We start from the raw sequence: 23,787 nt of genomic DNA on the forward strand, positions 1-23,787 counted from the left end.
CGACCCGATGACCTTCCTCTCCAGGCGTGCCGGGCAGGCGCTCGTCGTGCTCGTCGTGGCGTTCGTCGCCGCGTACGTGCTCCTCGCGCTCCTGCCCGGAGACGCCGTGCTCGCCCGGTACGGCAGCCCCGAACTCGGGCTGTCGCCGGACCAGCTCGCCGACATCCGGGCGTCGTACGGCGCGGACGACGCGTTCCCGGTGCGGCTCTGGCGGTCGGCCCGCGGGTTCCTCACCGGTGACTGGGGCTACTCCGTGCAGAGCGGCGCCGCGGTGTCCACCCTGATCGCGACCGCACTGCCGGCCACCCTCGTGCTCGCCGCCCTCGGCTTCGCGCTGGCGCTCCTGCTGGCCGGCACCATCGCCTTCACGGCGACGTACGGCCGCGGCCGGTGGCTGCGCCGGGTGTTCCGCTCGCTGCCGCCGTTCTTCGTGTCGCTGCCCGTGGCCTGGATCGGCATCATCCTGATCCAGGTGTTCTCGTTCCGGCTCGGCCTGGTGCCGGTGCTGAACGCGAACCCGTTGCAGTCGCTCATCCTGCCGGTGATCACGATCGCCATCCCGATCGCCGCCCCGCTGGCCCAGGTGCTCATGCGGAGCATCGACGAGGTGTCGGAGCAGCCCTTCGTGGCCGTCGTCCGGGCGCGCGGCGCGAGCACCTCGTGGCTGCTCTGGAAGGACGTCAGCCGGAACGCGCTCCTGCCGACGCTGACGATGGGCGGCCTGCTGTTCGGCGAGCTCGTCGGCGGCGCGGTCGTCACAGAGGCTGTCTTCGCTCGCGAGGGCATCGGCCAGCTGACCGCACAGGCCGTCGCGAACCGGGACACCCCCGTCCTGCTCGCGGTCGTCGTGCTGTCCACCGTCGTCTTCGTCGTGATCAACCTGGTCGTCGACCTGCTCTACCCGGTGCTCGACGCACGCCTGCGCACGGGAGGCGCCCGATGACCGCGGCCACCATCGCCACCGGGACGCTCGGGCGCTCCCGCGTCGCCGTCCGACTCGTCCCCGGACTCGTGCTGCCCGGACTCGTCATCACCGTCGCACTGGTCGCGGCGGTGTTCCCGCAGCTCTTCGCACACGGCGACCCGACGACCTCGGTCGGCACCTCGCTGCAGGCTCCGAGCGGCGCACACTGGTTCGGCACCGACTCCACCGGACGCGACCTGTACACGCGCGTCGTGTACGGCGCATCGCAGTCGGTGGTCGGTGCCCTGGTCGCCGTGCTCGTCGGACTGGTCGTCGGCACCGCCATCGGCGTCGCGGCGGGTTCGGCCGGCGGGGTCCTCGACGACGTGCTCATGCGCGTGGTCGACGTCCTGCTCGCGATCCCCGCCCTGCTGCTGTCGCTCAGCGTCGTCATCCTGCTCGGGTTCGGCACCACGAACGCGGCGATCGCAGTCGGCGTCACCTCGATCGCGGTGTTCGCTCGACTGTCGCGGTCCGAGGTCGTCCGTGTCCGGGTGAGCGAGTACGTCGAGGCGGCCTACGGCTCCGGTGGTCGCGGTGTCGTCGTGCTGCTCCGCCACGTGCTGCCGAACTCGCTGACCCCGGTGATCGCCCTCGCCGCCCTGCAGTTCGGGTCGGCGATCCTGCAGATCTCCACGCTCGGGTTCCTCGGCTACGGCGCACCGCCGCCCACGCCGGAGTGGGGGCTCCTCATCGCCGAGGGCCGCAACTACGTCGCCACCGCCTGGTGGCTCACCGTCCTGCCGGGGGTGGTCGTGGTCCTGGTGGTCCTCGCCACCAACCGGCTCAGCCAGGCCATCCGAGGAGGCGTCCGATGACCGCCCTGCTCACCGTCCAGGACCTGCGTGTCGCCTACCGCACGGCCCGCGGCGACGTCACCGCCGTCGACGGGGTGGACCTCGAGGTCGCCCCCGGCGAGGTCACCGCCCTGGTCGGCGAGTCCGGCAGCGGCAAGTCGTCGGTCGCCCAGTCGGTGATCGGGCTGCTCGCGAGCAACGGTCGGGTCGCCCACGGGTCGATCCGCCTCGGCGACCGCGAGCTCACCGGCCTGTCCGAGCGCGAGTTCCGGAGCGTCCGCGGTCGCGCGATCGGGCTCGTGCCGCAGGACCCGGGCAACTCACTCAACCCCGTCGCGACGATCGGCGCGAACATCGCCGAGGTCCTGCGGATCCACGGGTGGAAGGACCGGGTGAAGACCCGGGCACGTGTGCTCGAACTGCTCGAGCGCGTCGACATCGACGACCCGGAGACCCGGATCCGCCAGTACCCGCACGAGCTCTCCGGCGGCATGCGGCAGCGGGTCCTCATCGCGGCGGCGATCGCCCTCGAGCCCGCACTCGTGATCGCCGACGAGCCGACCAGCGCGCTCGACGTGACCGTCCAGCAGCGGGTCCTCGACCTGCTCGACCGCCTGCGCACCGAGACCGGGACGGGCGTGCTGTTCATCACGCACGACCTGGCCGTCGCCGCCGAGCGGGCGGACCGCGTGGTCGTGATGCGGAACGGCACCGTGCAGGAGTCCGGCCCCGCCGACCGGGTGTTCTCGGCACCGCAGTCCGACTACACCCGCACGCTGCTGACGGACGCTCCGTCGCTGATGCAGGTGGTGGTCCGGGACCGGCCACGCGCGGACGCGACGGACACGGCCGGGCGATCCGGGCCTCCCGTCCGCAGCGACCTGCTGGTCGTCCGCGACCTGCGACAGGAGTTCCCCCGGCGCGGCGCCACGCCGCTCGTCGCCGTGGACGACGTGTCGTTCCGGGTCGCCGTCGGCACGACGCATGCCATCGTGGGGGAGTCCGGCTCCGGCAAGACCACGACCGGCCGGGTGGTCGCCGGGTTCGCCCGGCCGACCGCCGGCACGGTCACGGTGGGCGACACCGAGGTGACCGCGCTGCGGTCGCGACGCGCGCTCCGCGACCTGCGGCGCACGACGCAGCTGGTGTACCAGAACCCGTACGGCTCGCTCGATCCCCGGCAGAGCGTGCGGCGGATCGTGCGCGAGCCGCTCGACAACTTCCGGATCGGGGACGCGGCCGAGCGGAGCGACCGCGTCGCGGAGCAGTTGCGGCACGTCGGTCTCGCACCAGAGATCGCGGACCGGCTGCCCCGGGAGCTCTCCGGCGGACAGCGGCAGCGCGTCGCGATCGCCCGCGCCCTGGTGCTCGAACCGCGGCTCGTGGTGCTCGACGAAGCCGTCTCGGCGCTCGACGTCACAGTGCAGGCGCAGATCCTCCGACTCCTCGCGCGGCTGCAGGAGGAGCTCGGCCTGACCTACGTGTTCATCTCGCACGACCTGGCCGTGGTGCGGCAGATCGCGGACACCGTGTCGGTGCTGCGCCGCGGGGTGCAGGTCGAGCACGGCACCGCCGAGCAGGTGTTCGACCAGCCGGAGCACGAGTACACACGCCAGCTGCTGGCGGCGATCCCCGGGCGCGCAGGCAGGGCGTCGGCCCAGTCGAACCAGCCGTCCACGCCGGCCACGCAAGAACCGCAGGAACAGGAGGCACACGCATGACGGACCACGAGCAGCCCGCCCCCGCACGCACCGGGTTCTTCACGAGGATCCTCGAGGACGCCCCCGCCGCCGACCGCTACCGCTTCGCGCTCGAGCAGATCGAGACCGCCGAGCGCTTCGGCCACGCCAGCGCCTGGGTGGCCCAGCACCACTTCCACGAGCACGAGGGCGGGCTGCCCTCGCCGTTCGTCCTGCTCGCCGCGGCCGCCAGCCGCACGAGCACCATCGCGCTGGCGACCGGCGTGGTGACGCTGCCGATCGACGACCCGCTCCGCGCAGCCGAGGACGCCAGCGTGCTCGACGCGATCAGCGGCGGTCGCATGCAGCTCGGCGTCGCCGCGGGCGGCACACCGTCCTCGTTCCCGCCGTTCGGGCGCGATGCGGCGGACCGCCGGGCGGTCTTCGCGGACCACCTCGGCGTCTTCACGGACGCCCTCGCCGGACGGGGGATCCGCGGCACCGACGCGACCCTTTACCCGCCGGCCGACGGACTCGTCGACCGGCTGTGGGAGGGCACCTTCTCGGTCGGCGGCGGCACCCGTGCGGGCGCAGCGGGCCACGGCCTGATGCTCTCGCGCAGCCAGCCCCGCCCGGACGGCACCCCCGACCTGCTCTTGCACGACCTGCAGCTGCCGATCGTCGACGCGTACCGCGCAGCCCTGCCCGACGGTGCGCCGTACCGGGTGCTGGCGTCCCGGTCCGCGGTGGTCGTCGACGAGTCCGACCGCACGCGCGTGCTCGAGGAGGCCGAGCCGCACCTCCGTCGGTTCGCGGCCACGATCGTCGGGCCCGACCGCGCGGCCGAGCTCGACCTCGACGGCCTCGTCCGGGTGACGGACACGCACGTCGGCACCGTCGACGAGGTCGTCGCCTCGCTCGCGCGGGACGAGACCCTGACCGTCGCCACCGACGTCACGTTCCAGGTGCACTCCGTCGAACCGCGGCACGAGACCACCCTGCGGTCGATCGAACTGCTCGCGACCGAGGTCGCCCCGCGCCTCGGCCTGGCCACCGGCCCGGACGCCGCCGCGGCGCTCCGCGACGCCCACCGCACCCGCACCCCCGAGAGGACAGCATGACCCAGCCCACGGCCGACGTCATCGACCTGCTGGCGGGCATCGCGCCCGGCAGCCACCTGGACACGATCCGCGCGCGGCGCCCCGAGGCCCGCGCGAACGCACAGCGCAGCTTCGCCGCCCTGCTCGAACCCGCCACGCCGGGCGCGTTCCCGCTCGTCGACCGGTACGTGGTCGCCGCGTTCGTCGCGGGACTGCACGGGTTCGACCGCGCCACCGCGTTCTACGCCGACCTGCTCGCCGACGAGGCCGACGCAGCCGTCCTGGAGGCCCTGCACCGGTCCGTCGCGCAGGCTGCGGCCGCGGGACCGGCCGGCTCCTACCGCGAACCCGGCCTGGCAGCGGACAGCACCGTCGCCGCGGTGTGGACGCCGGAGGCGTCGGAGGCTGACGTGTTCGGTGCGCGCTTGACGGCGGCGCTCGTGCACGCGCAGCTGCTCGTCCTGCGGCCGCGCGAGGCGTCGTCGGACGCCGTGCGCGCGCTCGTCGACGCCGGGTGGGACGCGGACGGGATCGTCACGCTGTCGCAGCTCGTCGCGTTCCTGTCGTTCCAGCTCCGCTCCGCATGGGCGTTGTCCGTGCTGCAGAGCGCTCCCGTCCCCGTCGAAGGAGTCCTCCGATGAGCATCGTCCACGAGTACCCGGACCTGCACCGCCCGGACGCCTTCACCCAGCAGGGCCTCGGCTGGGTGCCGTGGGTGTCGCCCCTCGAGCGTGATGCGCTGACCGGGGAGCACGTGGCGGCCCTGGTCGAACCGGCGCGTGCCGCCAATCCGTACTTCCGGCTGCTGGCACGCGACCCGGCGGCGCTCGAGGCACGCACGCGCACCGACCTCGACATCTTCCACAACATCGACGCCGGCGCCGGGCGCGCCGAGCGGGAACTCGCCGCTGCCGTCACCTCGCGCCGCAACGGCTGCGTGTTCTGTGCCTCGGTGCACGCGGCCGCCGCGACCCGCGAATCCGGTCGCGAGGACGACGTCCAGCGGCTGCTCGACGACGGCGTGGACGCCGACCTCGGCGACGAGCGGTGGAACGCCGTCGCCGCAGCGTCCTCGGCCCTGGCGGACACGCCGCTCGGCTTCGGCGCGTCCGACGTCGAGGGGCTCCGCGCTGCCGGGTTCGACGACGCCGGGATCGTCGACGTCGTGAACGGCGCCGCGTTCTTCAACTGGGCGAACCGGCTCATGCTGTCCCTCGGTGAACCCGAGGTCCCGGCGCGCCGACGGGCCACCTCGTGAGCGCCGCCGGCCTGCTCGACCACGTCGTCATCGCCGGCCCGGTGCTGGCCGACGTCGTCGCCTGGTTCGCGGACCGCACCGGGGTGACCGCCGCCCCCGGTGGCGTGCACCCGACGGGCACCGCGAACGCCCTCGTGGCCCTGACCGTGGACGGGCAGCGGGCGCCGCACTACGTCGAGCTCATCGGGCCGGACCCGTCCCGCGACGTCGTCCCCACGACCTTCGGGATCGACGGGCTGACCGAGCCGACGGTCGTCACGTACGCCGTGCACCCCGACGACGTCGCCGCGACGGTGGCCGCTGCGCACGCCGCCGGGCACGACGCGGGCGAGGTCGCCGACCTGTCGCGCCGCACGCCGGACGGCACGCTGCTCGAGTGGCGGCTGGCGCGGAGCGACCGGTTCGACGTGCCGTTCCTGATCGACTGGGGGAGCACGCAGCAGCCCGGCCTCGGCGAGCTGCCCACCGTCGAGTTCGTCGCACTCGACGTCGTCCGTGCCGACCCGGCGCCCACCGCTGCGGCGACCGCGGCCCTCGGCCTGCCCGAGGGGTCCCTCGCGCCGATCGTCGCTGGGGAGTCCGACGCGCTCCGCCTGACCGTCCGCACCGCGGACGGCACACTCGTCACCCTCTGACCGGTGCCGGGTGTCACCGCGTCGCCGTAGGGTGAGCGCGTGGAGTTCCCGGGGGAGGCGGCCGGCGCGCGTGACGCGTCGACCTCTCCGGGGTCACCCCGGGGCACGCAGGACCAGCAGGACGACACGCCCCGAGCAGGCGAGCGCGCTCCGCGCGCGCCGCTGCACGGAGGCACCGACAGGTCCTCCGGGAACCCCACGCCCCGCTCCGTCGTCACCGCGGCGCTGGCCGACGCGTTCCTCACCGCCGAGCGGTGGGAGGCGGACGAGCTGACGGCCGTCGGGTACGTGGTCGTCGGCGTCGAGCGCGCGTACGTCGGGCTCGCGGTCGCCGCCGCGCTCGAGGCGTACCCCCGGCCACCGGTGGACGCTCCGCGCCAGCTCGCCGCCGTGCTGGCCGTCGCGCCTCGGCTCGTGGCGCTGCACCGGTCGCGCGAGGACCGCCGGCCGGTCCGCGTGCTCGTGCGCCGGGCCACCGCGGTGCGTGCCCGTCCGGAGACCGCGAGCCCGTTGCTCGTCGACACCCTGCCCGAGCTCGCCCGGGCACTCGACCTAACCGTCGGCCGGCTGCTCTGGCTCGCCGACACCCGCGCGTGGAACCGTCGCTCCGGGCCCTCGAGCCCGCTCCACCACTACCGACACGAGTGGATCACCCGACCCGGTCGAGCACCGCGCCTGCTCGAGAAGCCGATGGACATGCTCCGCCGCACGCAACGGACGATCCTCGACGAACTCCTGACGATGCTGCCCGTGCACGACGCCGCGCACGGGTTCGTGGCCGGCCGGAGCGTCGTCACGGGAGCGGCCGTGCACACCGGCCAGCAGGTCGTGGTCACCGCCGACCTCACGACGTTCTTCGCGAGCGTCAGCGCCCCGACGGCCTACGGCGTCTTCCGGGCCGCTGGGTTCGCCGAACCGCTCGCGCACGTGCTGACCGGGCTGTGCACCCACCGGGTTCCGGTGCACGTGCTCAGCGCGATGCCCGCCGGTGGCTCGCCGGAGGAGCGCCACGCGCTCCGCCAGGCGCTGGCGACGGCGCACCTGCCCCAGGGCGCACCGACGTCGCCCGCGCTGGCGAACACCTCGCTCCGGCACCTCGACGCCCGGCTGGCCGGGTGGGCAGGCGCCGTCGACGCGGTGTACACCCGCTACGCCGACGACCTGACGTTCAGTGGGGGCGACCAGCTCGCCGCGCGACCGGACGCGTTCCTGCGAGGCGTCGACCGGATCGTGACCGAACAGGGACACCGCCTCAACCCGTCGAAGACCCGGGTGCGGCGCCGCGGGGTCCGGCAGTCGGTCACGGGCGTCGTCGTCAACGAGCGGACCTCGCCCGGGCGCCGCGAGGTCGACCGGCTGCACGCCGTCCTGCACAACGCCGTGGTGCACGGGCCGGCCTCCCAGAACCGTGCGGGACACCCGGAGTTCCGGGCGCACCTGCTCGGGCGCATCGGGTGGGTCGAGCAGGCCAACCCGGGCCGGGCCCGACGGCTCCGCGAGGAGTTCGCGCGCATCGTGTGGTGAGGCCGTCCGCGCACCGTGTGACGTCCGGTTGCGCTCGGTTGCCCCGCGTTGCGTCGCCCTGCCGATCGCCGCGCGCACCTGGGTAGCGTGCCGCCATGTGTCCGAGTGAGCTCCCGGCCGACGACCGCTACGACGCGCTGATCGCGCCGCTCCGGCCGGTCATCGAGCGGATCGGTCTCGACGCCCGCCAACGGGAACGTGAGGAGCGTCTCGCCACGGACCAGCTCGGCTGGCTCGTCGACGCCGGCTTCGCACGGTGGCGGACGCCGGTCGCGTGGGGCGGGGTCGGTGCCCGTCTGTCCGACGTGTTCCGGGCGATCGCCGAGATCGCCGAGGTCGACCCGAGCCTGGCGCACGTGTGGCGGAACCACTTCTCGTTCGTCGAGGACCGCGTGCACGCCGAGGGCACCGCGTTCGACCGTGCGATCGTCACGCGGCTCGGCGACGGCGAGTTCGTCGGCGGCGGGTGGAGCGAGTCGCCGAACACGACCGGGGTCGACCTCACCACGCGCATCGTCCGTGACCCGGACGGGTCCTGGCGGTTGACCGGTCGGAAGTTCTACTCGACGGGCAGCGTGTACGCCCGGTGGATCACGGTGCTGGCGGTCGACGACACCGGCGCGAAGTCCGTCGCGCTCGTCGACGCTTCCGACCCCGGTGTGCTGATCGGCGACGACTGGGACGGCTTCGGCCAGCGGATCACCGGCAGCGGGAGCGTGACCTACACCGACGTGCCGGTGCCCGACGAGCGGGTGCTGCCGTACGCGACCCGGTACCCGTACCAGGAGCAGTACTACCAGACGGTGATGCACGCGATCCTGGTCGGCATCGGCCGAGCTGCCCTGCGCGAGGGCGTCGAGGCGCTGCGGTCCCGGGCGCGCGGACACCACAACGGCACCGCGGCGGATCCGACCCACGATCCGGAGCTGCTGGGCGTGATCGGCACCGTCGACGCCCGGGTGCACGCCGCCGACGCCGCGTTCGCCGCGAGCCTCGGCCCGGTGGACGCGGCCGTCGACCGGCACACCGCCCTGCGTGCGGCCGGTGCGGACCCGTCGACGGACCCGGCGCTGCGTGCGGCGCTCGAGCGCAGCTGGGTCGCGGTGGCGCGCGCCCAGACCATCGTCACGGACGCCGTGCTCGACGCGACGACGCTCGTGTTCGACGCGCTCGGGTCCTCGGGGACGTTCCGCTCGCTCGGCCTCGACCGGCACTGGCGGAACGCCCGCACCCTGGCGTCGCACAACCCGCGCGTGCACAAGCGCCGCATCGTCGCCGACCTGCTCGTCAACGGTGCGAGTCCACTCGACCGCTGACGGCAGACCGCTGAGCGCTCCGCCGTAACGGACCGTCACGGGGCGCAACCCGCCGACACCTGCGTGCAGCGTGCCGAGGTGAGCACCTACGGTCGGTGCACCGGCTCGCCACGGACGCTGGGGAGGTGACCGTGGCGGGCCGTTCTGCGCACCTCGAACGGGAGGACCACCGTGACCACCGCGCCCAGCACCCCCGCACCGCTCATCGTCGCCGTGCCCGACGCGGACCTCGCAGCGGCGGCCGCCACACCCGGCGGCATCGCCCGACTCGCGGTCCGCATCGTCGGTTCCGGAGCCGCCGTCGTGGCGATCGGCACCGATCGCCTCGACGCGGCGACGAGCACCGGCCACCGACTCGACCCGACGACCGCGGCGCTCACCCTCGGCCGTGCCCTGCCGGAGCACGGGTTCCTCGTCGCCGTGGCACCGACCCGCGAGCACCCGTACAACGTCGCCCGTCGGGTGCTCTCGCTCGACCACGTCCTGGACGGCCGGGTGGGCATCGTCGTCGGCGCCCGGGACCACGGCGCACCGAGCACCGGAGCCCCGAGCACCGGCGCACCGCACGACCCTGCCGAGTTCGCCCGGGTGCTCCGCGGGCTGTGGCGCACCTGGCCGCTCGACAGCATCGTCGGTGACCGCGCGTCGGGTGTCTTCGCGCACACCGACCGGATCCGACCGCTCGACCACGACGGCGGACCGGACGGCTACCGCGTCCGGGGACCGCTCACGACGCCGTCGAGCCGGCAGGGCGAACCCCTCCTCGCGGTCTGGCACGACGTCGACGTGCCCGGAGCGGACCTCGTGCTCGGGGGCGCGGCGCACCCGCTCGCACCGCTGCCGGGGGAGACGGACGGGGCGGAGCCGCACCGGGCCTCCCGGTCGACCGTGACGCGACCTCCACGACCGACGCGACCGACACGTCCGACGCTCCGCGCCCTGCTCGGGCTCGCCGTGCCGGACGCCGCGGCGGTGACGGCGTGACGGGCGCAGGCGGCGACGCCGGCCTGATCCTCGGAGTGAACCTGCAGGGCTTCGGGCAGCGTCCGGCGGCCTGGCGCACGCAGGACGTCGACCCGACCGACCTGCTCACGGCCGAGTTCTGGGGCGACCTCGGGCGCACCGCCGAACGCGGCCTGCTCGACATGGTCTTCTTCGCCGACCACCCGGCGTTCGGCGACCCGAACGTCCGGGCCTACGGACTGCTCGAACCGTTCGTGGCGCTCGGGGCGATCGCCGACGCGACGAGCCACCTCGGGTTGGTCGGCACCGCATCGACGACGTACAACGACCCGTTCGACGTCGCCGAGCGGCTGCTGTCGCTGGACCTCGTGTCCGGCGGGCGCGTCGCCTGGAACGCCGTCACCACCTACGACTGCTCGGTCTCCGCGAACTTCGGTGTCGCGACGAACCCCGACCGGCCCGAGCGGTACGCCCGCGCGGGGGAGTTCGTGGACCTCGTGACGGCGCTCTGGCGGTCCGCCGCGACGGGGGAGCCGGTCGTGCACCACGGCGAGTTCCTCGACCTCGAGGGCGTGCTCCGGGTCCCGCCGTCGGCGCAGGGCCACCCGGTCGTGTTCCAGGCCGGGGGATCGCCGCACGGTCGTGACCTGGCGGCGCGGGTCGCCGAGGGCGTCTTCGCCGTCGAACTCACCCCGGAACCCGCGCGGGAGCACCGGCGCGCCGTCAAGGCCGCCGCCGAGACGTACGGGCGCAGCGCGTCGGACGTCGCGATCGTGCCCGGACTGTCGCTCGTGCTCGGGAGCACCGAGGCCGAGGCGCAGCGCCGCTTCGACGAGCTCGAGTCCCTGGCGCCGGACGGCTACTCGCTGCGGGCGCTCGGGACGCACCTCGACGCCGACCTGTCGGGGCTCGACCCGGACGCGCCGATCCCGTCGGCGATCCTCGACCGCGAGGTCGACCCGGTCACCTACGGGCCGTCGCTCGGGTACCACGAGACGGTCGTGCGGTGGGTGCGCGCCAACAACACCTCGTTGCGGGACGTGCTGCGGGGCTTCGGCGGGTACGGCGCCCGGATCGTCGTCGGGACCCCGGAACAGGCCGCCGACACCATCGAGGACTGGTACCGCACCGGTGCCGCCGACGGCTGCAACCTGATGATCGACGAGTTCCCGCGGGGCCTCGAGACCGTCGTGGACGAGCTCGTGCCGATCCTGCAGCGCCGCGGGGTGTTCCACCGGTCGTACGAGGACGTGACGCTGCGCGGGCGGTTCGCGGCGCGTGCCCGGGGGCTCTGACCTCGCACCGTGCGAGCCGCCCGCCGAACGGTGCGAGGTTCCGGAGACGGTGCGAGCCGCGCGGCCCCGCACCGAGTACGGAACCTCGCACCACACCTGCGCCCGGCGCCGCGCGTGACGCCGTGTGACGGCCAGCCGGCGGCACCGTGTCACACGGCGACACCGCCGGTCACGGTCCGCAACACCCGTCGCCTCGGGGCCCCGACCGCCCTAGCGTCGCCGACATGACCGACTACCTCGACCGCGAACAGGACAAGACCTTCACGAAGGTCTACAAGCAGCAGACCCCGGACATCCTCAAGGCCTTCGTCCAGTTCGACGAGTCGGTGTTCCAGGCCGAGGGCCGCGCGATCCCGCTCAAGTACCGGGAGCTCATCGCCCTCGCCGTCGGCATCACCACGCAGTGCGTCTACTGCATCGACGGCCACAGCCAGCGCGCCGTGACGGCCGGAGCGACCGAGGCCGAACTCGCCGAGGCGGCCTGGGTCGCCACCGCCGTCCGCGCCGGCGGCGGCTTCGCGCACGGCCGACTCGGCTTCAAGTTCGGCGCCGACGCGTCCCCCGCGCCGGCTGCCGCCGACCACGCCGCGCACACCCACTAGGAGGACTGCCATGCCCGACCGCATCACCCTCGTCACCGCGCTGCAGGGCGCCGGCTGGCACCCCGCCGCCTGGCGCGTCGCCGGCCCGGCCGCGCAGCGCCTGTCGAGCCTCCGGCACTGGCGCGAGGTCGTCGTCGAGCAGGACCGGCTCGGCATCGACGCCGTCACCATCGAGGACTCGTTCACCGCCGGCCCGGTGGACGCGGCGGACGACCTCGACACCACGACCGTCGTCGGACGCCTCGACGCCCTCCTCGTCGCGAACGCGGTCGCCCCCGCGACCCGCGCCGTCGGTCTGGTGCCGACCGTCTCGGTGACGCACACCGAACCGTTCCACGTCGCCACGGGCCTCCAGACCCTGGACCACGTCTCGCTGGGGCGAGCCGGCTGGCGGATCCAGGTGAGTCCGACGACCCGCGAGGCGGCCCTGTTCGGCCGTCGACCCGGCGGCGACGACGCGGCCACGCTGTTCGACGAGGCCCGCGAGGCGGCGGAGGTCGTGTCCCGCCTCTGGGACAGCTGGGACGACGACGCGATCGTCCGCGACGTCACGACCGGCCGGTTCATCGACCGTGACCGCATCCACAACGCCGAGTACGAAGGCCGCCACCTGTCCGTCCACGGCGCGTCGATCGTGCCGCGGTCGCCGCAGGGCCGTCCACCGGTCTTCTCGCTGGCGCACCGCGCCGACGCTGCGGCGTTCGCCGTGGACGCCGCGGACGTCGTGCTGGTCACGCCCGGCCACGACGGCCTGGGCCCACGCCAGCCGGTACCCGACCGTCGCGAAGCGGCGGGCGGGCCGAGCTGGTGGGGAGAGGCGCGGGACCTGTTGGACGAGGTCCGTCACCTCGAGCAGGTGGCCGGGTCGGACGTCCGTCGCCCGGTCCTCGCCGACCTCGCGGTGCTGATCGGGTCCTCGACCGCTGCGGCGGCCGACGAGCTCGCCGCGCTCGACGCCGCTGCCGGTACCCCGTACGCGGTCGGCTCCGGATCGGACACGTCCGTGTTCGCGACGACGGTGCCCGAACTCGTGTCGCTGATCGGGGACCTGCGGGGCCTCGGCTTCGCCGGCGTCCGGCTCCGCCCCCTGCGCATCCCGATCGACAGCACCGCCATCGCCAGGCAGCTCGTCCCCGCCCTCGTCACCGCCGGCCTCCGCGCCGACGTGGCGTCCCGTCCCACCGCCGACCTGCGCACGCGGCTCGGCATCGCCCCGGCGGTCAGCCGGTACGCCCGTCCGTCCTCTCTGGAGGTCTCAGCATGAGCACCAAGCGTCAGGTCCACCTCGCCGCCCACTTCCCGGGCGTCAACAACACCACGATCTGGAGCGACGACCGCGCCGAGAGCCAGATCGCGTTCTCGTCGTTCGAGCACTTCGCCCGCAACGCCGAGCGCGGGTTCTTCGACTTCCTGTTCCTCGCCGAGGGCCTGCGGCTCCGCGAGCAGAAGGGCCGCGTCCACGACCTCGACGTCGTCGGGCGCCCGAACACCCTCGCGGTCCTGGCCGCCCTGGCCGGGGTCACCGACCACATCGGTCTGGTCGGCACCCTGCAGACGACGTTCAACGAGCCCGTGGAGCTCGCGAAGCAGCTCGCCACGCTCGACCACCTGACCGACGGTCGTGCCGGGTGGAACGTCGTGACGAGCTCGGACGCGTTCCACGGCGCGAACTTCCGCCGCGGCGGGTTCCTCGACCACGCCGACCGGTACACGCGGGCTGCCGAGTTCATCGCGCTGTCCCGCGAGCTCTGGGACTCGTGGCAGGCCGACGCCGTCGTCGCCGGCACCGGCGCGGGCGGCGCGCTGGCGGACGGCGTGTTCGCCGACCGGTCCCGCATCCGCGACGTCGACCACCACGGCGCGCAGTTCGACGTCACCGGGACGTTCCCGGTGCCCCGCAGTCCGCAGCGGCACCCGGTGATCGTGCAGGCCGGTGACTCCGACGAGGGGCGCGACCTCGCCGCCACGAACGCCGAGGTGATCTTCTCGCTGCACACCGAGTTCGACGACGCGCAGGCGTTCCACCGCGACGTCACCGAGCGGCTCGAACGGGTCGGACGGTCGAAGGACGAGCTGCTGATCCTGCCCGGCGCGACGTTCGTGATCGGCTCGTCGGCGGAGGACGCCGAAGAACGGTCGAACGCCATCCGTCGCGCCCAGGTCAGCCCGGCCACGGCGATCGCGTTCCTCGAGCAGGTCTGGAACCGCGACCTGTCGTCCTACGACGTCGACGGCCCGCTGCCGACGATCGAACCCGACTACGAGGGCACCGCGATCACCCGCGGGCGCGCACGGCACACCCGCGACGTCCCCGCCCTGGTGCAGTCCTGGCGGGACCTGGCCGAGGCCGAGCACCTGTCCATCCGCGACCTCGTCATCCGCGCCTCGACCCGCGGCGGGTTCGTCGGGACGGCGTCGCACATCGCCGCCGAGATCGACCGGTACGTGCAGGAGCGCGCCACCGACGGGTTCGTCGTCGTGCCGCACACCAACCCGTACGGCCTCGACGAGTTCGTCGACACGGTCGTCCCGCTGCTGCAGGAGCGCGGTGTCTACCGGCAGTCCTACGACGAGGGGGCGACCCTCCGGCAGACGCTCGACCTGCCCGGCACGATCCGCGACCGTTCGGCCGCCGCACGCACGGCCGCTGCGGCGGGTCCGGCGCGTGCGGCAGCGTCCGCCGGGGTGCTCGCGTGACGATCTCGAGCCTCGCGATCCTGGTCCCCGGCAACTTCGAGGACGACGCCCCAGCCGACGGTCTCGAGGCCACCCTCGACCTGTTCGCCACGGCCGAGCGGCTCGGCGTCGACGGCGCCTGGGTCCGGCACCGGCACCTCGAGCACGGCATCGGCTCGGCCGCGGTCTTCCTGGCGGCGGCGTCGCAGCGCACCACGTCCATCGAGCTCGGCGTCGCCGTCGTGCCGATCGGGTGGGAGAGTCCCTTCCGCCTGGCCGAGGACTTCTCGCTCGCCGACGTCCTGTCGCACGGTCGGCTGCAGGTCGGGCTGTCCACCGGGTCGCCGCACGCCGAGATCCTCGGCGACCTGGTGTTCGACGGTGACTGGCGCGCCTTCGACCGTGGGTACGGGCGGGTCTCCCGGTTCGTGGAGAACCTGCGCGGCGCGTTCCTCGGCGCGGACGACACCGTCATCCAGAGCCCCGGGAACGTCCAGCGCCCCCGGCTGCAGCCCTACGCGCCAGGTCTGGTCGACCGGGTCTGGTACGGCGGCGGGTCGCTCCGGTCGGCCTCCTTCGCCGGCAGTTCCGGGCTCAACCTGCTGCTCGGCAACCTCACCTCGGGCGAGGGCACCGACGACTACGGCACCGCCCAGCGGAACCAGCTCGCCGCGTACCGCGCCGCGCTGCCGACCGGGCGAACGCCCCGCGTGGCCTGGGGCCGGTGCGTCGTGCCGACCGACTCGGCCGACCGGGTCTCGCGCGAGCGGTACCGCACCTGGTACGAGTCCCGTCTCGCACGGCAGACCGCGCCCCAGGGACCGCGGCGGACCCTGTTCTCGGCCGACCTGGTGGGGCCCGCCGAGCAGATCGTCGAGCAGCTCGTGCACGACGCCACGCTCGCCGAGGTCGACGAGTTCCGGGTCGAGCTGCCCTACGAGTTCGCCGGTGACGAGTACGAGCAGATCGTCTCGGACGTCGTGGCGAAGGTGGCACCGGCGCTCGGGTGGACGCGCGCCCGGACGGCGGTGGCTGCATGACCCGCTACGTGCTCTCCCGCATCGGCCAGGCCGTGCTCGTGCTCTGGGCGGCGTGGACGATCTCGTTCTTCGTCCTCTACGTGCTGCCGAGCGACCCGGCCCGCATCATGGTCGGCCCGGACGCCACCGACGTCACGGCGGCGCAGCTCGACGCGCTCCGGCACCAGTACGGCCTCGACCAGCCGGTGCTCGTGCAGTACGTCCAGCACCTCGGCGCCCTGCTCACCGGCGACCTCGGCCGCTCGATCGGCGTCGGTCGACCGGTCGCCGACGTCATCGGCGAAGCGATCGCGCCGACCGCCCAGATCGCGGTCGCCGGCCTCGTGCTCGCGATCGTGTTCGGCGGCGGGATCGCGGTCCTCGCGACGTGGACCCGGAACCGGGCCCTCGGCCAGTTCCTGCTCCAGCTGCCCCCGATCGGCGTCGCCGTCCCCGGGTTCTGGTTCGCGCTGCTGCTGGTGCAGTGGTTCTCGTTCGGGCTGCACGTGTTCCCGGCGTTCGGTGGCGAGGGCCCAGCGTCGGTCGTCCTGCCGGCGATCACCCTGGCTCTGCCGACCGGTGCCACGATCGCACAGCTGCTGTCGAAGTCCCTCGTCCAGACGCTCCGCGAGCCGTACGTGGACACCGCGTACGGCAAGGGCGCCGGGCGGTGGCGGGTGCAGCTCCGGCACGCGCTCAAGAACGCTGCGCTGCCCGCACTCACCGTGACGGGACTCATCGTCGGGCAGCTGTTCTCCGGCACCGTCGTGACCGAGACGGTGTTCTCCCGTCCGGGCCTCGGCCGGGTCACCGCCACCGCCGTGCAGCAGCAGGACATCCCCGTCGTGCAGGGCATCGTGCTGCTCGCCGCCGCGATCTTCGTCGTGGTGAACCTGGTCGTCGACCTCGTGTACCCGCTGCTCGATCCGCGCGTCGTCGTCGCCGGCAGCCGTCGGAAGCTCCGCGACCAGGACGGCGGGACACCGGGCGCGACGCCCGGCGGGACGCCCGGCGCCAGCCCGTCCGGCGCGACCCCCTCCAGCGCCACCGAACCGAAGGCGGTCCCCGCATGACCGAGACCACGCAGCTCGCGATCGGCCGCCCCGCGTCGCTCGCCACCGACCGCGTCCCCGGCGGCACCCCGACAGCGCTCCGTGCACTCGTCGCCCGGCCGACGCTCACCGTCGCCCTCGTCTGGCTCGCCCTCGTCGTCCTCGCCGCGCTCCTGCCTGGAGCGCTCACCCACCACGACCCGCTCGCCGCCGAACCGGCCGCCAAGCTCACCGCTCCCGACGCCGCGCACTGGTTCGGCACCGACCAGCTCGGCCGCGACCTGTACGCCCGCGTCGTGCACGGCACCGCGGTCACACTGCAGGCCGCGGTCGTCGCGATCGTCATCGGCCTGGTCGGCGGCTCGCTCGTCGGGCTCGTCGCCGGTTTCATCGGCGGGGTCGTCGACGCCGTCCTCATGCGCGTCGCCGACGTCCTGCTCGCGATCCCGAGCCTGCTGCTCTCGCTGACGATCGTCACCGTGCTCGGCTTCGGCACCGTGAACGTCGCGGTGGCGGTCGGCGTCGCGAGCATCGCCACGATCGCCCGCATCATGCGCTCCGAGGTCGTCCGGGTCCGCACCGCGCCGTACGTCGAGGCGGCGAGCGCGAACGGCAACCGCTGGTGGCGCGTGCTGGCCGTGCACGTACTGCCCAACGCGGCCGGCCCCGTCCTGGTGCTCGCCGCCCTCGAGTTCGGCACCGCGATCCTCGCCGTCTCCAGCCTGAGCTTCCTCGGCTACGGCGCGCAGCCACCGCAGCCCGAGTGGGGCTCGCTCGTCGCCACCGGGCGCGACTACATCGCGTCCTCGTGGTGGCTCACGACCATCCCCGGCCTCGTGATCGCCGTCACGGTGCTCGCCGGCAACCGCGTCGCCCGCGCGCTCGACACGGAACGGAGGGCCGTCCGATGAGCCTGCTCAGCATCCAGGACCTGACCGTCACCTACGGCCGCGGGAGCAGTGCGCGCACCGCGCTCCACGGCGTCACGCTCGAGGTCGGCCGCGGCGAGCGCGTCGCCATCGTCGGTGAGTCCGGTTCGGGCAAGTCGACGACGGCGCACGCGGTCCTCCGGCTCCTGCCCGCAGCGGCGGACCTGACAGGAGGCACGGTGCGGCTCTCCGGGGCGGCCGACGGTTCCGGGGACCTCGACCTGGTCACCGCGACCGACCGCCAGGTGCGGTCCGTGCGCGGCGTGCGGATCGGCTTCGTGCCGCAGGACCCGACGGTGTCGCTCAACCCCGTGACGCGGATCGGCACCCAGGTCGCCGAGGTGCTCCGGATCCACGGGCTCGCCACCGGTGCCGAGGCTCGGGAACGCGCCGTCGAGGAGCTCCGCCGGGCCGGCATCGACCGTCCTGAGCTCCGCGCGCGGCAGTACCCGCACGAGCTGTCCGGCGGGATGCGGCAGCGGGTACTCATCGCGATCGCCCTGATCGGCGACCCCGAGCTGCTCGTGGCGGACGAACCGACGAGCGCGCTCGACGTCACGGTCCAGCGGACGATCCTCGACCACCTGGACCGGCTCGTCGCCGAACGGGGCACGAGCGTGCTGTTCATCACGCACGACCTCGGGGTCGCCGCCGACCGGGCCGACCGCATCGTCGTGATGTCCGAGGGGCGCATCATCGAGCAGGGCACCCCGGCCGAGGTGCTCGGCGCACCCCGTGAGGCGTACACGCGCGCACTGATCGCAGCGGCGCCCAGTCTCGACGACGTGACCGTGTCCGTCGGACTCCGCACGGGCCTCCCGGCAGACGGCGACCCACTCGTCGTCGCGACCGGACTGCGGAAGTCCTTCGACCGCGTGACCGCCGTCGACGGGGTGGACGTGACCGTCCCGCGGGGCCGCACCCTGGCGCTGGTGGGGGAGTCCGGTTCGGGCAAGTCGACCACCGCGCGCCTCGTGCTCGGGCTCGAACGCCCGGACGCCGGCAGCGTGCGGTTCGACGGTGCCGACGTGGGCGGAGCCCGCGGTGCGGCGCTGCGGGCGTACCGGCGGCAGGCGCAGATCGTGCAGCAGAACCCGTACGCGGCGCTGCACCCGCGGCTGTCGGTGGGTGCGGTGATCGCGGACCCGCTCGCGGCCTTCGGCATCGGCACCCGGCGGTCCCGCGCGGTACGGGCGGCGGAGCTGCTCGACCTCGTCGCGCTGCCGTCGTCCGTGCTCGGTCGTCGACCGGCAGAGCTGTCCGGCGGACAGCGGCAGCGTGTGGCGATCGCCCGCGCGCTCGCACTCGACCCGTCGTTCATCGTCCTCGACGAACCCGTCTCCGCACTCGACGTGTCCGTCCAGGCGCAGATCCTCGACCTGCTCGCGGAGCTGCAGTCGACGCTCGGCGTCTCCTACCTGTTCATCTCGCACGACCTCGCCGTCGTCCGTCGCATCGCGCACGAGGTGTCCGTCCTGCGGGGCGGCCGCGTCGTGGAGCACGGCGACGTGGCACAGGTGCTGCACGACCCGCAGCACGAGTACACGCGCGCACTGCTCGACGCGATCCCGGGACGATCCCGGCGCGTCCCCACCACCGAAGGAGTCTCATGACCACCCACCGCACCCCCTTCCGTCTGGTGGCCGCGATCGCGGCCGGCACCGCGGCGGCCCTGGTCATGGCGGGCTGCTCGTCGGGCGGTACCGCGTCGACGTCCTCGTCGTCGAAGCCCGTCGACGGCGGCTCGCTCACCTACGCCATCGCGAACGACCCGATCACGCTCAACCCGACGGGCACCGGCGCGGGCAACGACACGCTCGCGATCACCCGGCAGCTCGTCGACTCGCTGCTCTGGCAGGACCCGTCCGACGGCTCGCTCAAGCCGTGGCTGGCGACGAAGTACTCGGCGAACGCCGACGCCACCGCGTTCACGTTCGACCTGCGCTCCGGCGTCACGTTCTCGGACGGCACCGCGTTCGACGCGACGGCCGTCAAGGACACCTTCGACGACATCGCCTCGGCCGGCGCGTCGAGCACGGCCGCCGCGTACTTCTCCGGCTACACGGGGACGAAGGTCGTCGACGACGACACGGTCGAGGTCGACTTCGGGGCGCCGAACGCCGCGTTCCCGAACGCCACGTCGTCGGTCGCCCTCGGCATCGTCGCCCCGAAGACCACCGAGACCCCGTTCGAGGACCGCGCCGACGGGAAAGCCGTGATCGGCACCGGACCGTTCACGCTGCAGTCGTACACGAAGAACACGTCCACGATCCTGACGAAGCGAAAGGACTACGACTGGGGTCCCGCAGCCCGCGGCGGCTCCGGAGCGGCGCACCTGTCGAAGGTCACGTTCCAGGTCGTACCCGAGGCGAGCGTCCGCACCGGCAGCCTGCAGTCGGGGCAGCTCGACGCGATCAGCAGCGTGCAGCCGAGTGACGTCGACACCCTGCAGTCGCAGTACGACCTCGTCACCCGCGCCAACCCGGGCCAGGTGTTCGGCCTGACGTTCAACCAGAAGCGGCCGATCGTGTCCGACCTGGTCGTCCGGAAGGCGATCGCACAGGCCGTCGACCCGAAGGCGGTCCGTGACACCTCGCTCAACGGCCTCTTCAAGGTCGCGGACTCGGTCCTCGGGTCGACGACGCCCGGGTACACGGACACGTCGTCGACGATCTCGTACGACCCCGCCGCGGCGAAGAAGGCGCTCGACGCCGCCGGGTGGGAGAAGGGCTCCGACGGCATCCGCTCGAAGGACGGGACGAAGCTGCAGCTCAAGCTCGTCTGGATCACGAACTTCGGGCCGAACCAGACCTCGCTCGAACTCATCCAGCAGGAGCTGAAGAAGATCGGCGTCGGCGTCACCCTCGAGAGCGGCACCGTGCCGCAGTACCTCGCCAACCTGACGAGCGGCGACTGGGACCTGTCGTGGGACAACAGCTCGCGCGCCGACGGTGACGTCCTGCGGTCGAAGTTCTCCAGCTCGGGTGCCCAGTCCATCGGTGCGTCGGACACGACGCTCGACGCGCTCTTCACGAAGGAGCTGTCGCAGTCGTCGGCGTCCGACCGGTCGGCCACCTTCGGGGAGATCCAGCAGCGCGTCGCGTCCCAGGTCGACTTCGTCCCGGTGCACGAACTCACCAGCATCATCGCGCCGGCGACGGACGTGCACGGCATCGTCTTCGGCGCCGACACCCGGCTCGACCAGCTGACCGGCGCGTGGAAGGACGCCTCGTGAGCGCCGCTGGACAGGTCCCGCTCTCGGTGCTCGACCTGGTGCCGGTCACCGCCGGGTCGTCAGCAGCCACGGCGCTGCACCGCACCGTCGACCTGGCCGTCGCCGCGGAACGTGCCGGGTACGCCCGCTACTGGCTCGCCGAGCACCACCTCAACCCCGGTGTCGCGGGCAGCGCGCCGACCATCGTGATCGGAGCGGTCGCCGCGGCCACGTCGACGATCCGGGTCGGCAGTGCGGCCACGCTCGTCGGCAACGTCCGCGGGCTGCAGATCGCCGAGACCTTCGGCACCCTCGCTGCGCTGTACGGGCCGCGGATCGACCTCGGGCTCGGCCGCTCCGGGGCGCCGGCACCCGGTACCCCCAAGCCGCCGTCGCTCGCGCCCCGTTCGGACGAGGTCGTCGACGGACTGCTCGTACCCGCGCCGTTCGACTTCCACATCGCACCGGGCAGCCGGTTCGCCCTGCAGGGGGAGCTGCTCGGACGCGTCCCCGGTGACGTCGACCGGTTCGAGGGCGAGCTGTCGCTCATCCGGGCGCTGTTCGCCGGCACCTGGTCGCGTGACGGCGCCGTCGTCGAGGCACCGCCGGCAGCAGGAGCGTCCGTCGAACTGTGGATCCACGGGTCGACCGGCGGCGAGAGCGCCCGGGTCGCCGGAGCACTCGGACTGCCCTACGGCGCGAACTACCACACATCGCCCGGCACGGTCCTGGCGTCGGTGCAGGCCTACCGCGACGCGTTCCGCCCTGGGGTGCTCGACGTACCGCACGTCATCGTGTCGGCGGACGTCGTCGTCGGGCGCACGGAGGCCGAGGCCGCGGAGCTGGCGCTCGGGTACGCCGAGTGGGTGCACTCGATCCGCTCCGGCGTCGGGGCGATCGAGTACCCGACGCCGTCCGCGGCACGTGCTACGCCGCTCGCTGCGGCGGAGGCAGGGTCGGTCGCCGATCGGCTCGCCACCCGGTTCGTTGGCGACGCTGCGGCCGTCGCGGACCGCCTCGAGGTCCTGCAGCGGGCGACGGGCGCGGACGAGCTCCTGGTGACGACGATCACGCACGACCACGACGCCCGGGTGCGTTCGTACGAGCTGCTCGCGGCGGAGTGGGCGGCGCGTGCTGCAGGTGGTGACGCTGGTGCTGGTGCTGGTGCTGGTGCTGCGCGTGCGGGGGCTGGCGTGGGTGCCGGGGTGCGCTGACCGTACTGGTCCGTGTCGACCCGGAACGACGAGCTCGATGTCGCACGACATCGGGCTCGTCGTTCGTGCGCGCGTGCAACCAGTGGCGCCTGCTACGAGCGACATCGTGGTCGTCGTGCGACGTCGACAATGTTGTTCGGCGTCGGGGTCGGCGTCGGGGCCCGTGCGGCCCGAGCGGTCGGTGCACGTGCATGTTCCGACGATCCACCCGTTGATCGTCAGGTGGATCGTCGTCCTTTGCGCATGCATCGAGTGCGTGTGCATGTTCCGACGACGCACGCGTCGATCACCTCGTGGACTGTCGGACGATGCACGCGCAACGAGCGACACCGTGGTCGTCGTCCGACGTCGACGATGTCGTTCCGCATCGGCGCCGACCACCCCCGCGCGCACAGAACGACTCCCTCGACGTCGTGCGACATCGAGGGAGTCGTTCCGCGTCGGATGAGCCGAGTCCGACCCGGCTGACCCGGCTCAGCTCGCGTCGAGCGGCAGCCCCTCGGGGTTGACCTCGGAGTGCTCCACGGCCTCGTTCGACAGGTTGTACGCCCCCAGCCACTTCGCGTACGTGCCGTCGTCGATCAGCTCGTCGATGGCGTCCGCGATGGGTTCGGCGAGCCCGCTGTCCTTCTTCGTCGTCGCGGCGATGAGCCCCTGCAGGTCCCCGCCCGCGCCGGAGAACGTGCCCGCGGTCTTCGTCGGGTTCGCGCCGTCCGCGCTCAACGTGTTCTGGTACGCGACCGTCGGGTTCGGCCCGAAGTAGGCGTCGATCTTGCCGGAGTCGAGCGCCAGCTTCACGGCGTTGCCGTCCGGGTAGTACTTGATCGTGATGGTCTTGCCCTGCTTCGCCAGGTCGGCCTTCCAGCCGAGCAGGATGAGCTCCTGGTTGGTGCCCGAGCTCACCGCGACGGTCTTGCCGGCGAGCACGGACGGGTCGCCGTCGAACGTCAACGAGGAGTCCTCCGGCACCTGCAGCGCGAGGTTGTCCTGACGGTACGAGGCGAAGTCGTACTTCTCCTTGCGCTGCTCGGTCACCGTGATGTTCGAGAACCCGGCGTCGTACTTGCCGCCGTCGATCCCGACGAACAGGTTGTCCCACGTGGCGTTCTGCACCTGGGCCTCGAGGCCGAGCTTCGCGGCGACGAGCCGGCCGAGGTCGGGTTCGGACCCGGTGAGCGTCTTCTGGTCGTCGCCGGTGAACGCGAGCGGCGGGAACCCGGCGGGCAGGGCACCGATGCCGACGACGAGCTTGCCGGACTTCTTGATCGAGGCGGGGAGTTCGTCGTGCAGCTTCTCGTCCGCGTCGACCGTGACCTTCGTCTCGGTGGCGGCACCGTTCGACGCGGCGCCGATCGTGACCGTGCCGTCGGACGCGCCAGAGCCGGAGCCGGAGCCGGCCGTCGCCGACGTGGCGCACCCGGCGAGGGCGACGACGACTCCGGTGGCGAGGACGAGGGCTCCGGCGCGGTTCCGCCAGCGTGCGGGGGTGGTGGGGGACATGGTTCTCCTGGGATCGGGTGGAAGGGGAAGAAGGAACGTCGAGGGGACGG

21 protein-coding genes are annotated in these 23,787 nt (G+C 73.3%); 20 read left to right on the top strand and 1 reads right to left on the bottom strand.

Annotated elements, in window-relative coordinates:
• Positions 1-7 precede the first annotated feature (7 nt).
• The 20 genes from DEJ14_RS08405 (at position 8) to DEJ14_RS08500 (ending at position 22,237) form a co-directional block, all read left to right on the top strand.
• Positions 8-943: an ABC transporter permease gene (locus tag DEJ14_RS08405; RefSeq protein WP_111085643.1), complete on the top strand. Its 936-nt coding sequence runs from the start codon at positions 8-10 to the stop codon at positions 941-943.
• The gene (locus tag DEJ14_RS08410) at positions 940-1,782 is read left to right on the top strand and encodes an ABC transporter permease (RefSeq protein WP_111085642.1); all 843 of its coding nucleotides are present in this window, start codon (positions 940-942) and stop codon (positions 1,780-1,782) included. The genes DEJ14_RS08405 and DEJ14_RS08410 overlap by 4 nt, the downstream gene beginning before the upstream one ends.
• The gene (locus DEJ14_RS08415) at positions 1,779-3,482 is read left to right on the top strand and encodes a dipeptide ABC transporter ATP-binding protein (protein ID WP_111085641.1); all 1,704 of its coding nucleotides are present in this window, start codon (positions 1,779-1,781) and stop codon (positions 3,480-3,482) included. Before DEJ14_RS08410 ends, DEJ14_RS08415 begins: the two co-directional genes overlap by 4 nt.
• Entirely contained in the window at positions 3,479-4,561 is a 1,083-nt protein-coding gene (locus DEJ14_RS08420) for a putative FMN-dependent luciferase-like monooxygenase (protein WP_111085640.1), read from the top strand. The genes DEJ14_RS08415 and DEJ14_RS08420 overlap by 4 nt, the downstream gene beginning before the upstream one ends.
• Entirely contained in the window at positions 4,558-5,181 is a 624-nt protein-coding gene (locus DEJ14_RS08425) for a CMD domain protein (protein ID WP_111085639.1), read from the top strand. The genes DEJ14_RS08420 and DEJ14_RS08425 overlap by 4 nt, the downstream gene beginning before the upstream one ends.
• On the top strand, positions 5,178-5,798 hold the full coding sequence (locus DEJ14_RS08430) for an alkylhydroperoxidase domain protein (protein WP_111085638.1): 621 nt from the start codon (positions 5,178-5,180) through the stop codon (positions 5,796-5,798). The genes DEJ14_RS08425 and DEJ14_RS08430 overlap by 4 nt, the downstream gene beginning before the upstream one ends.
• Positions 5,795-6,433 (top strand): VOC family protein, encoded by a 639-nt coding sequence (locus tag DEJ14_RS08435; RefSeq protein WP_111085637.1) that lies wholly within the window; start codon positions 5,795-5,797, stop codon positions 6,431-6,433. Before DEJ14_RS08430 ends, DEJ14_RS08435 begins: the two co-directional genes overlap by 4 nt.
• A gap of 39 nt (positions 6,434-6,472) precedes the next feature.
• Positions 6,473-7,957: a reverse transcriptase family protein gene (locus tag DEJ14_RS08440; protein WP_111085636.1), complete on the top strand. Its 1,485-nt coding sequence runs from the start codon at positions 6,473-6,475 to the stop codon at positions 7,955-7,957.
• Positions 7,958-8,052: 95 nt separating this feature from the next.
• Entirely contained in the window at positions 8,053-9,273 is a 1,221-nt protein-coding gene (locus DEJ14_RS08445) for an acyl-CoA dehydrogenase family protein (protein WP_111085635.1), read from the top strand.
• A gap of 171 nt (positions 9,274-9,444) precedes the next feature.
• The gene (locus DEJ14_RS08450) at positions 9,445-10,257 is read left to right on the top strand and encodes an LLM class oxidoreductase (RefSeq protein WP_181437554.1); all 813 of its coding nucleotides are present in this window, start codon (positions 9,445-9,447) and stop codon (positions 10,255-10,257) included.
• Positions 10,254-11,531 carry an NtaA/DmoA family FMN-dependent monooxygenase gene (locus DEJ14_RS08455; protein ID WP_220036435.1) on the top strand — a complete coding sequence of 426 codons (1,278 nt, stop codon included), beginning with the start codon at positions 10,254-10,256 and terminating at the stop codon, positions 11,529-11,531. Before DEJ14_RS08450 ends, DEJ14_RS08455 begins: the two co-directional genes overlap by 4 nt.
• A 224-nt stretch (positions 11,532-11,755) precedes the next feature.
• A complete protein-coding gene (locus tag DEJ14_RS08460) occupies positions 11,756-12,133 on the top strand; it encodes a carboxymuconolactone decarboxylase family protein (RefSeq protein ID WP_111085633.1) in 378 nt (125 codons plus the stop codon).
• A 10-nt stretch (positions 12,134-12,143) separates the two neighbouring features.
• Positions 12,144-13,397, top strand: a complete 1,254-nt coding sequence (locus DEJ14_RS08465; RefSeq protein WP_111085632.1) for an LLM class flavin-dependent oxidoreductase — start codon at positions 12,144-12,146, stop codon at positions 13,395-13,397.
• Positions 13,394-14,830 (top strand): NtaA/DmoA family FMN-dependent monooxygenase, encoded by a 1,437-nt coding sequence (locus tag DEJ14_RS08470; RefSeq protein ID WP_111085631.1) that lies wholly within the window; start codon positions 13,394-13,396, stop codon positions 14,828-14,830. Before DEJ14_RS08465 ends, DEJ14_RS08470 begins: the two co-directional genes overlap by 4 nt.
• Positions 14,827-15,849 carry an LLM class flavin-dependent oxidoreductase gene (locus DEJ14_RS08475; protein ID WP_111085630.1) on the top strand — a complete coding sequence of 341 codons (1,023 nt, stop codon included), beginning with the start codon at positions 14,827-14,829 and terminating at the stop codon, positions 15,847-15,849. Before DEJ14_RS08470 ends, DEJ14_RS08475 begins: the two co-directional genes overlap by 4 nt.
• The gene (locus DEJ14_RS08480; RefSeq protein ID WP_111085712.1) at positions 15,846-16,901 is read left to right on the top strand and encodes an ABC transporter permease; all 1,056 of its coding nucleotides are present in this window, start codon (positions 15,846-15,848) and stop codon (positions 16,899-16,901) included. Before DEJ14_RS08475 ends, DEJ14_RS08480 begins: the two co-directional genes overlap by 4 nt.
• Positions 16,898-17,791 carry an ABC transporter permease gene (locus DEJ14_RS08485; RefSeq protein WP_111085629.1) on the top strand — a complete coding sequence of 298 codons (894 nt, stop codon included), beginning with the start codon at positions 16,898-16,900 and terminating at the stop codon, positions 17,789-17,791. Before DEJ14_RS08480 ends, DEJ14_RS08485 begins: the two co-directional genes overlap by 4 nt.
• A complete protein-coding gene (locus DEJ14_RS08490; protein WP_111085628.1) occupies positions 17,788-19,422 on the top strand; it encodes a dipeptide ABC transporter ATP-binding protein in 1,635 nt (544 codons plus the stop codon). Before DEJ14_RS08485 ends, DEJ14_RS08490 begins: the two co-directional genes overlap by 4 nt.
• Positions 19,419-21,044 carry an ABC transporter substrate-binding protein gene (locus DEJ14_RS08495; RefSeq protein WP_258373285.1) on the top strand — a complete coding sequence of 542 codons (1,626 nt, stop codon included), beginning with the start codon at positions 19,419-19,421 and terminating at the stop codon, positions 21,042-21,044. Before DEJ14_RS08490 ends, DEJ14_RS08495 begins: the two co-directional genes overlap by 4 nt.
• Entirely contained in the window at positions 21,041-22,237 is a 1,197-nt protein-coding gene (locus DEJ14_RS08500; protein ID WP_111085627.1) for an LLM class flavin-dependent oxidoreductase, read from the top strand. Before DEJ14_RS08495 ends, DEJ14_RS08500 begins: the two co-directional genes overlap by 4 nt.
• Positions 22,238-22,711: 474 nt before the next feature.
• Here DEJ14_RS08500 and DEJ14_RS08505 read toward each other — a convergent pair whose 3' ends face one another.
• Positions 22,712-23,737: a transporter substrate-binding domain-containing protein gene (locus DEJ14_RS08505; protein WP_111085626.1), complete on the bottom strand. Its 1,026-nt coding sequence runs from the start codon at positions 23,735-23,737 to the stop codon at positions 22,712-22,714.
• Positions 23,738-23,787 lie beyond the last annotated feature (50 nt).

Source organism: Curtobacterium sp. MCJR17_020 (assembly GCF_003234365.2).
Taxonomy (GTDB): Bacteria; Actinomycetota; Actinomycetes; order Actinomycetales; family Microbacteriaceae; genus Curtobacterium.

Bases quoted from the DNA above. Each gene is read 5' to 3' on its own strand.
- DEJ14_RS08405 (WP_111085643.1), top strand. From the start codon at position 8: ATGACCTTCCTCTCCAGGCGTGCCGGGCAGGCGCTCGTCGTGCTCGTC.
- DEJ14_RS08410 (WP_111085642.1), top strand. From the start codon at position 940: ATGACCGCGGCCACCATCGCCACCGGGACGCTCGGGCGCTCCCGCGTC.
- DEJ14_RS08415 (WP_111085641.1), top strand. From the start codon at position 1,779: ATGACCGCCCTGCTCACCGTCCAGGACCTGCGTGTCGCCTACCGCACG.
- DEJ14_RS08420 (WP_111085640.1), top strand. From the start codon at position 3,479: ATGACGGACCACGAGCAGCCCGCCCCCGCACGCACCGGGTTCTTCACG.
- DEJ14_RS08425 (WP_111085639.1), top strand. From the start codon at position 4,558: ATGACCCAGCCCACGGCCGACGTCATCGACCTGCTGGCGGGCATCGCG.
- DEJ14_RS08430 (WP_111085638.1), top strand. From the start codon at position 5,178: ATGAGCATCGTCCACGAGTACCCGGACCTGCACCGCCCGGACGCCTTC.
- DEJ14_RS08445 (WP_111085635.1), top strand. From the start codon at position 8,053: ATGTGTCCGAGTGAGCTCCCGGCCGACGACCGCTACGACGCGCTGATC.
- DEJ14_RS08460 (WP_111085633.1), top strand. From the start codon at position 11,756: ATGACCGACTACCTCGACCGCGAACAGGACAAGACCTTCACGAAGGTC.
- DEJ14_RS08465 (WP_111085632.1), top strand. From the start codon at position 12,144: ATGCCCGACCGCATCACCCTCGTCACCGCGCTGCAGGGCGCCGGCTGG.
- DEJ14_RS08470 (WP_111085631.1), top strand. From the start codon at position 13,394: ATGAGCACCAAGCGTCAGGTCCACCTCGCCGCCCACTTCCCGGGCGTC.
- DEJ14_RS08480 (WP_111085712.1), top strand. From the start codon at position 15,846: ATGACCCGCTACGTGCTCTCCCGCATCGGCCAGGCCGTGCTCGTGCTC.
- DEJ14_RS08485 (WP_111085629.1), top strand. From the start codon at position 16,898: ATGACCGAGACCACGCAGCTCGCGATCGGCCGCCCCGCGTCGCTCGCC.
- DEJ14_RS08490 (WP_111085628.1), top strand. From the start codon at position 17,788: ATGAGCCTGCTCAGCATCCAGGACCTGACCGTCACCTACGGCCGCGGG.
- DEJ14_RS08495 (WP_258373285.1), top strand. From the start codon at position 19,419: ATGACCACCCACCGCACCCCCTTCCGTCTGGTGGCCGCGATCGCGGCC.
- DEJ14_RS08505 (WP_111085626.1), bottom strand. From the start codon at position 23,737: ATGTCCCCCACCACCCCCGCACGCTGGCGGAACCGCGCCGGAGCCCTC.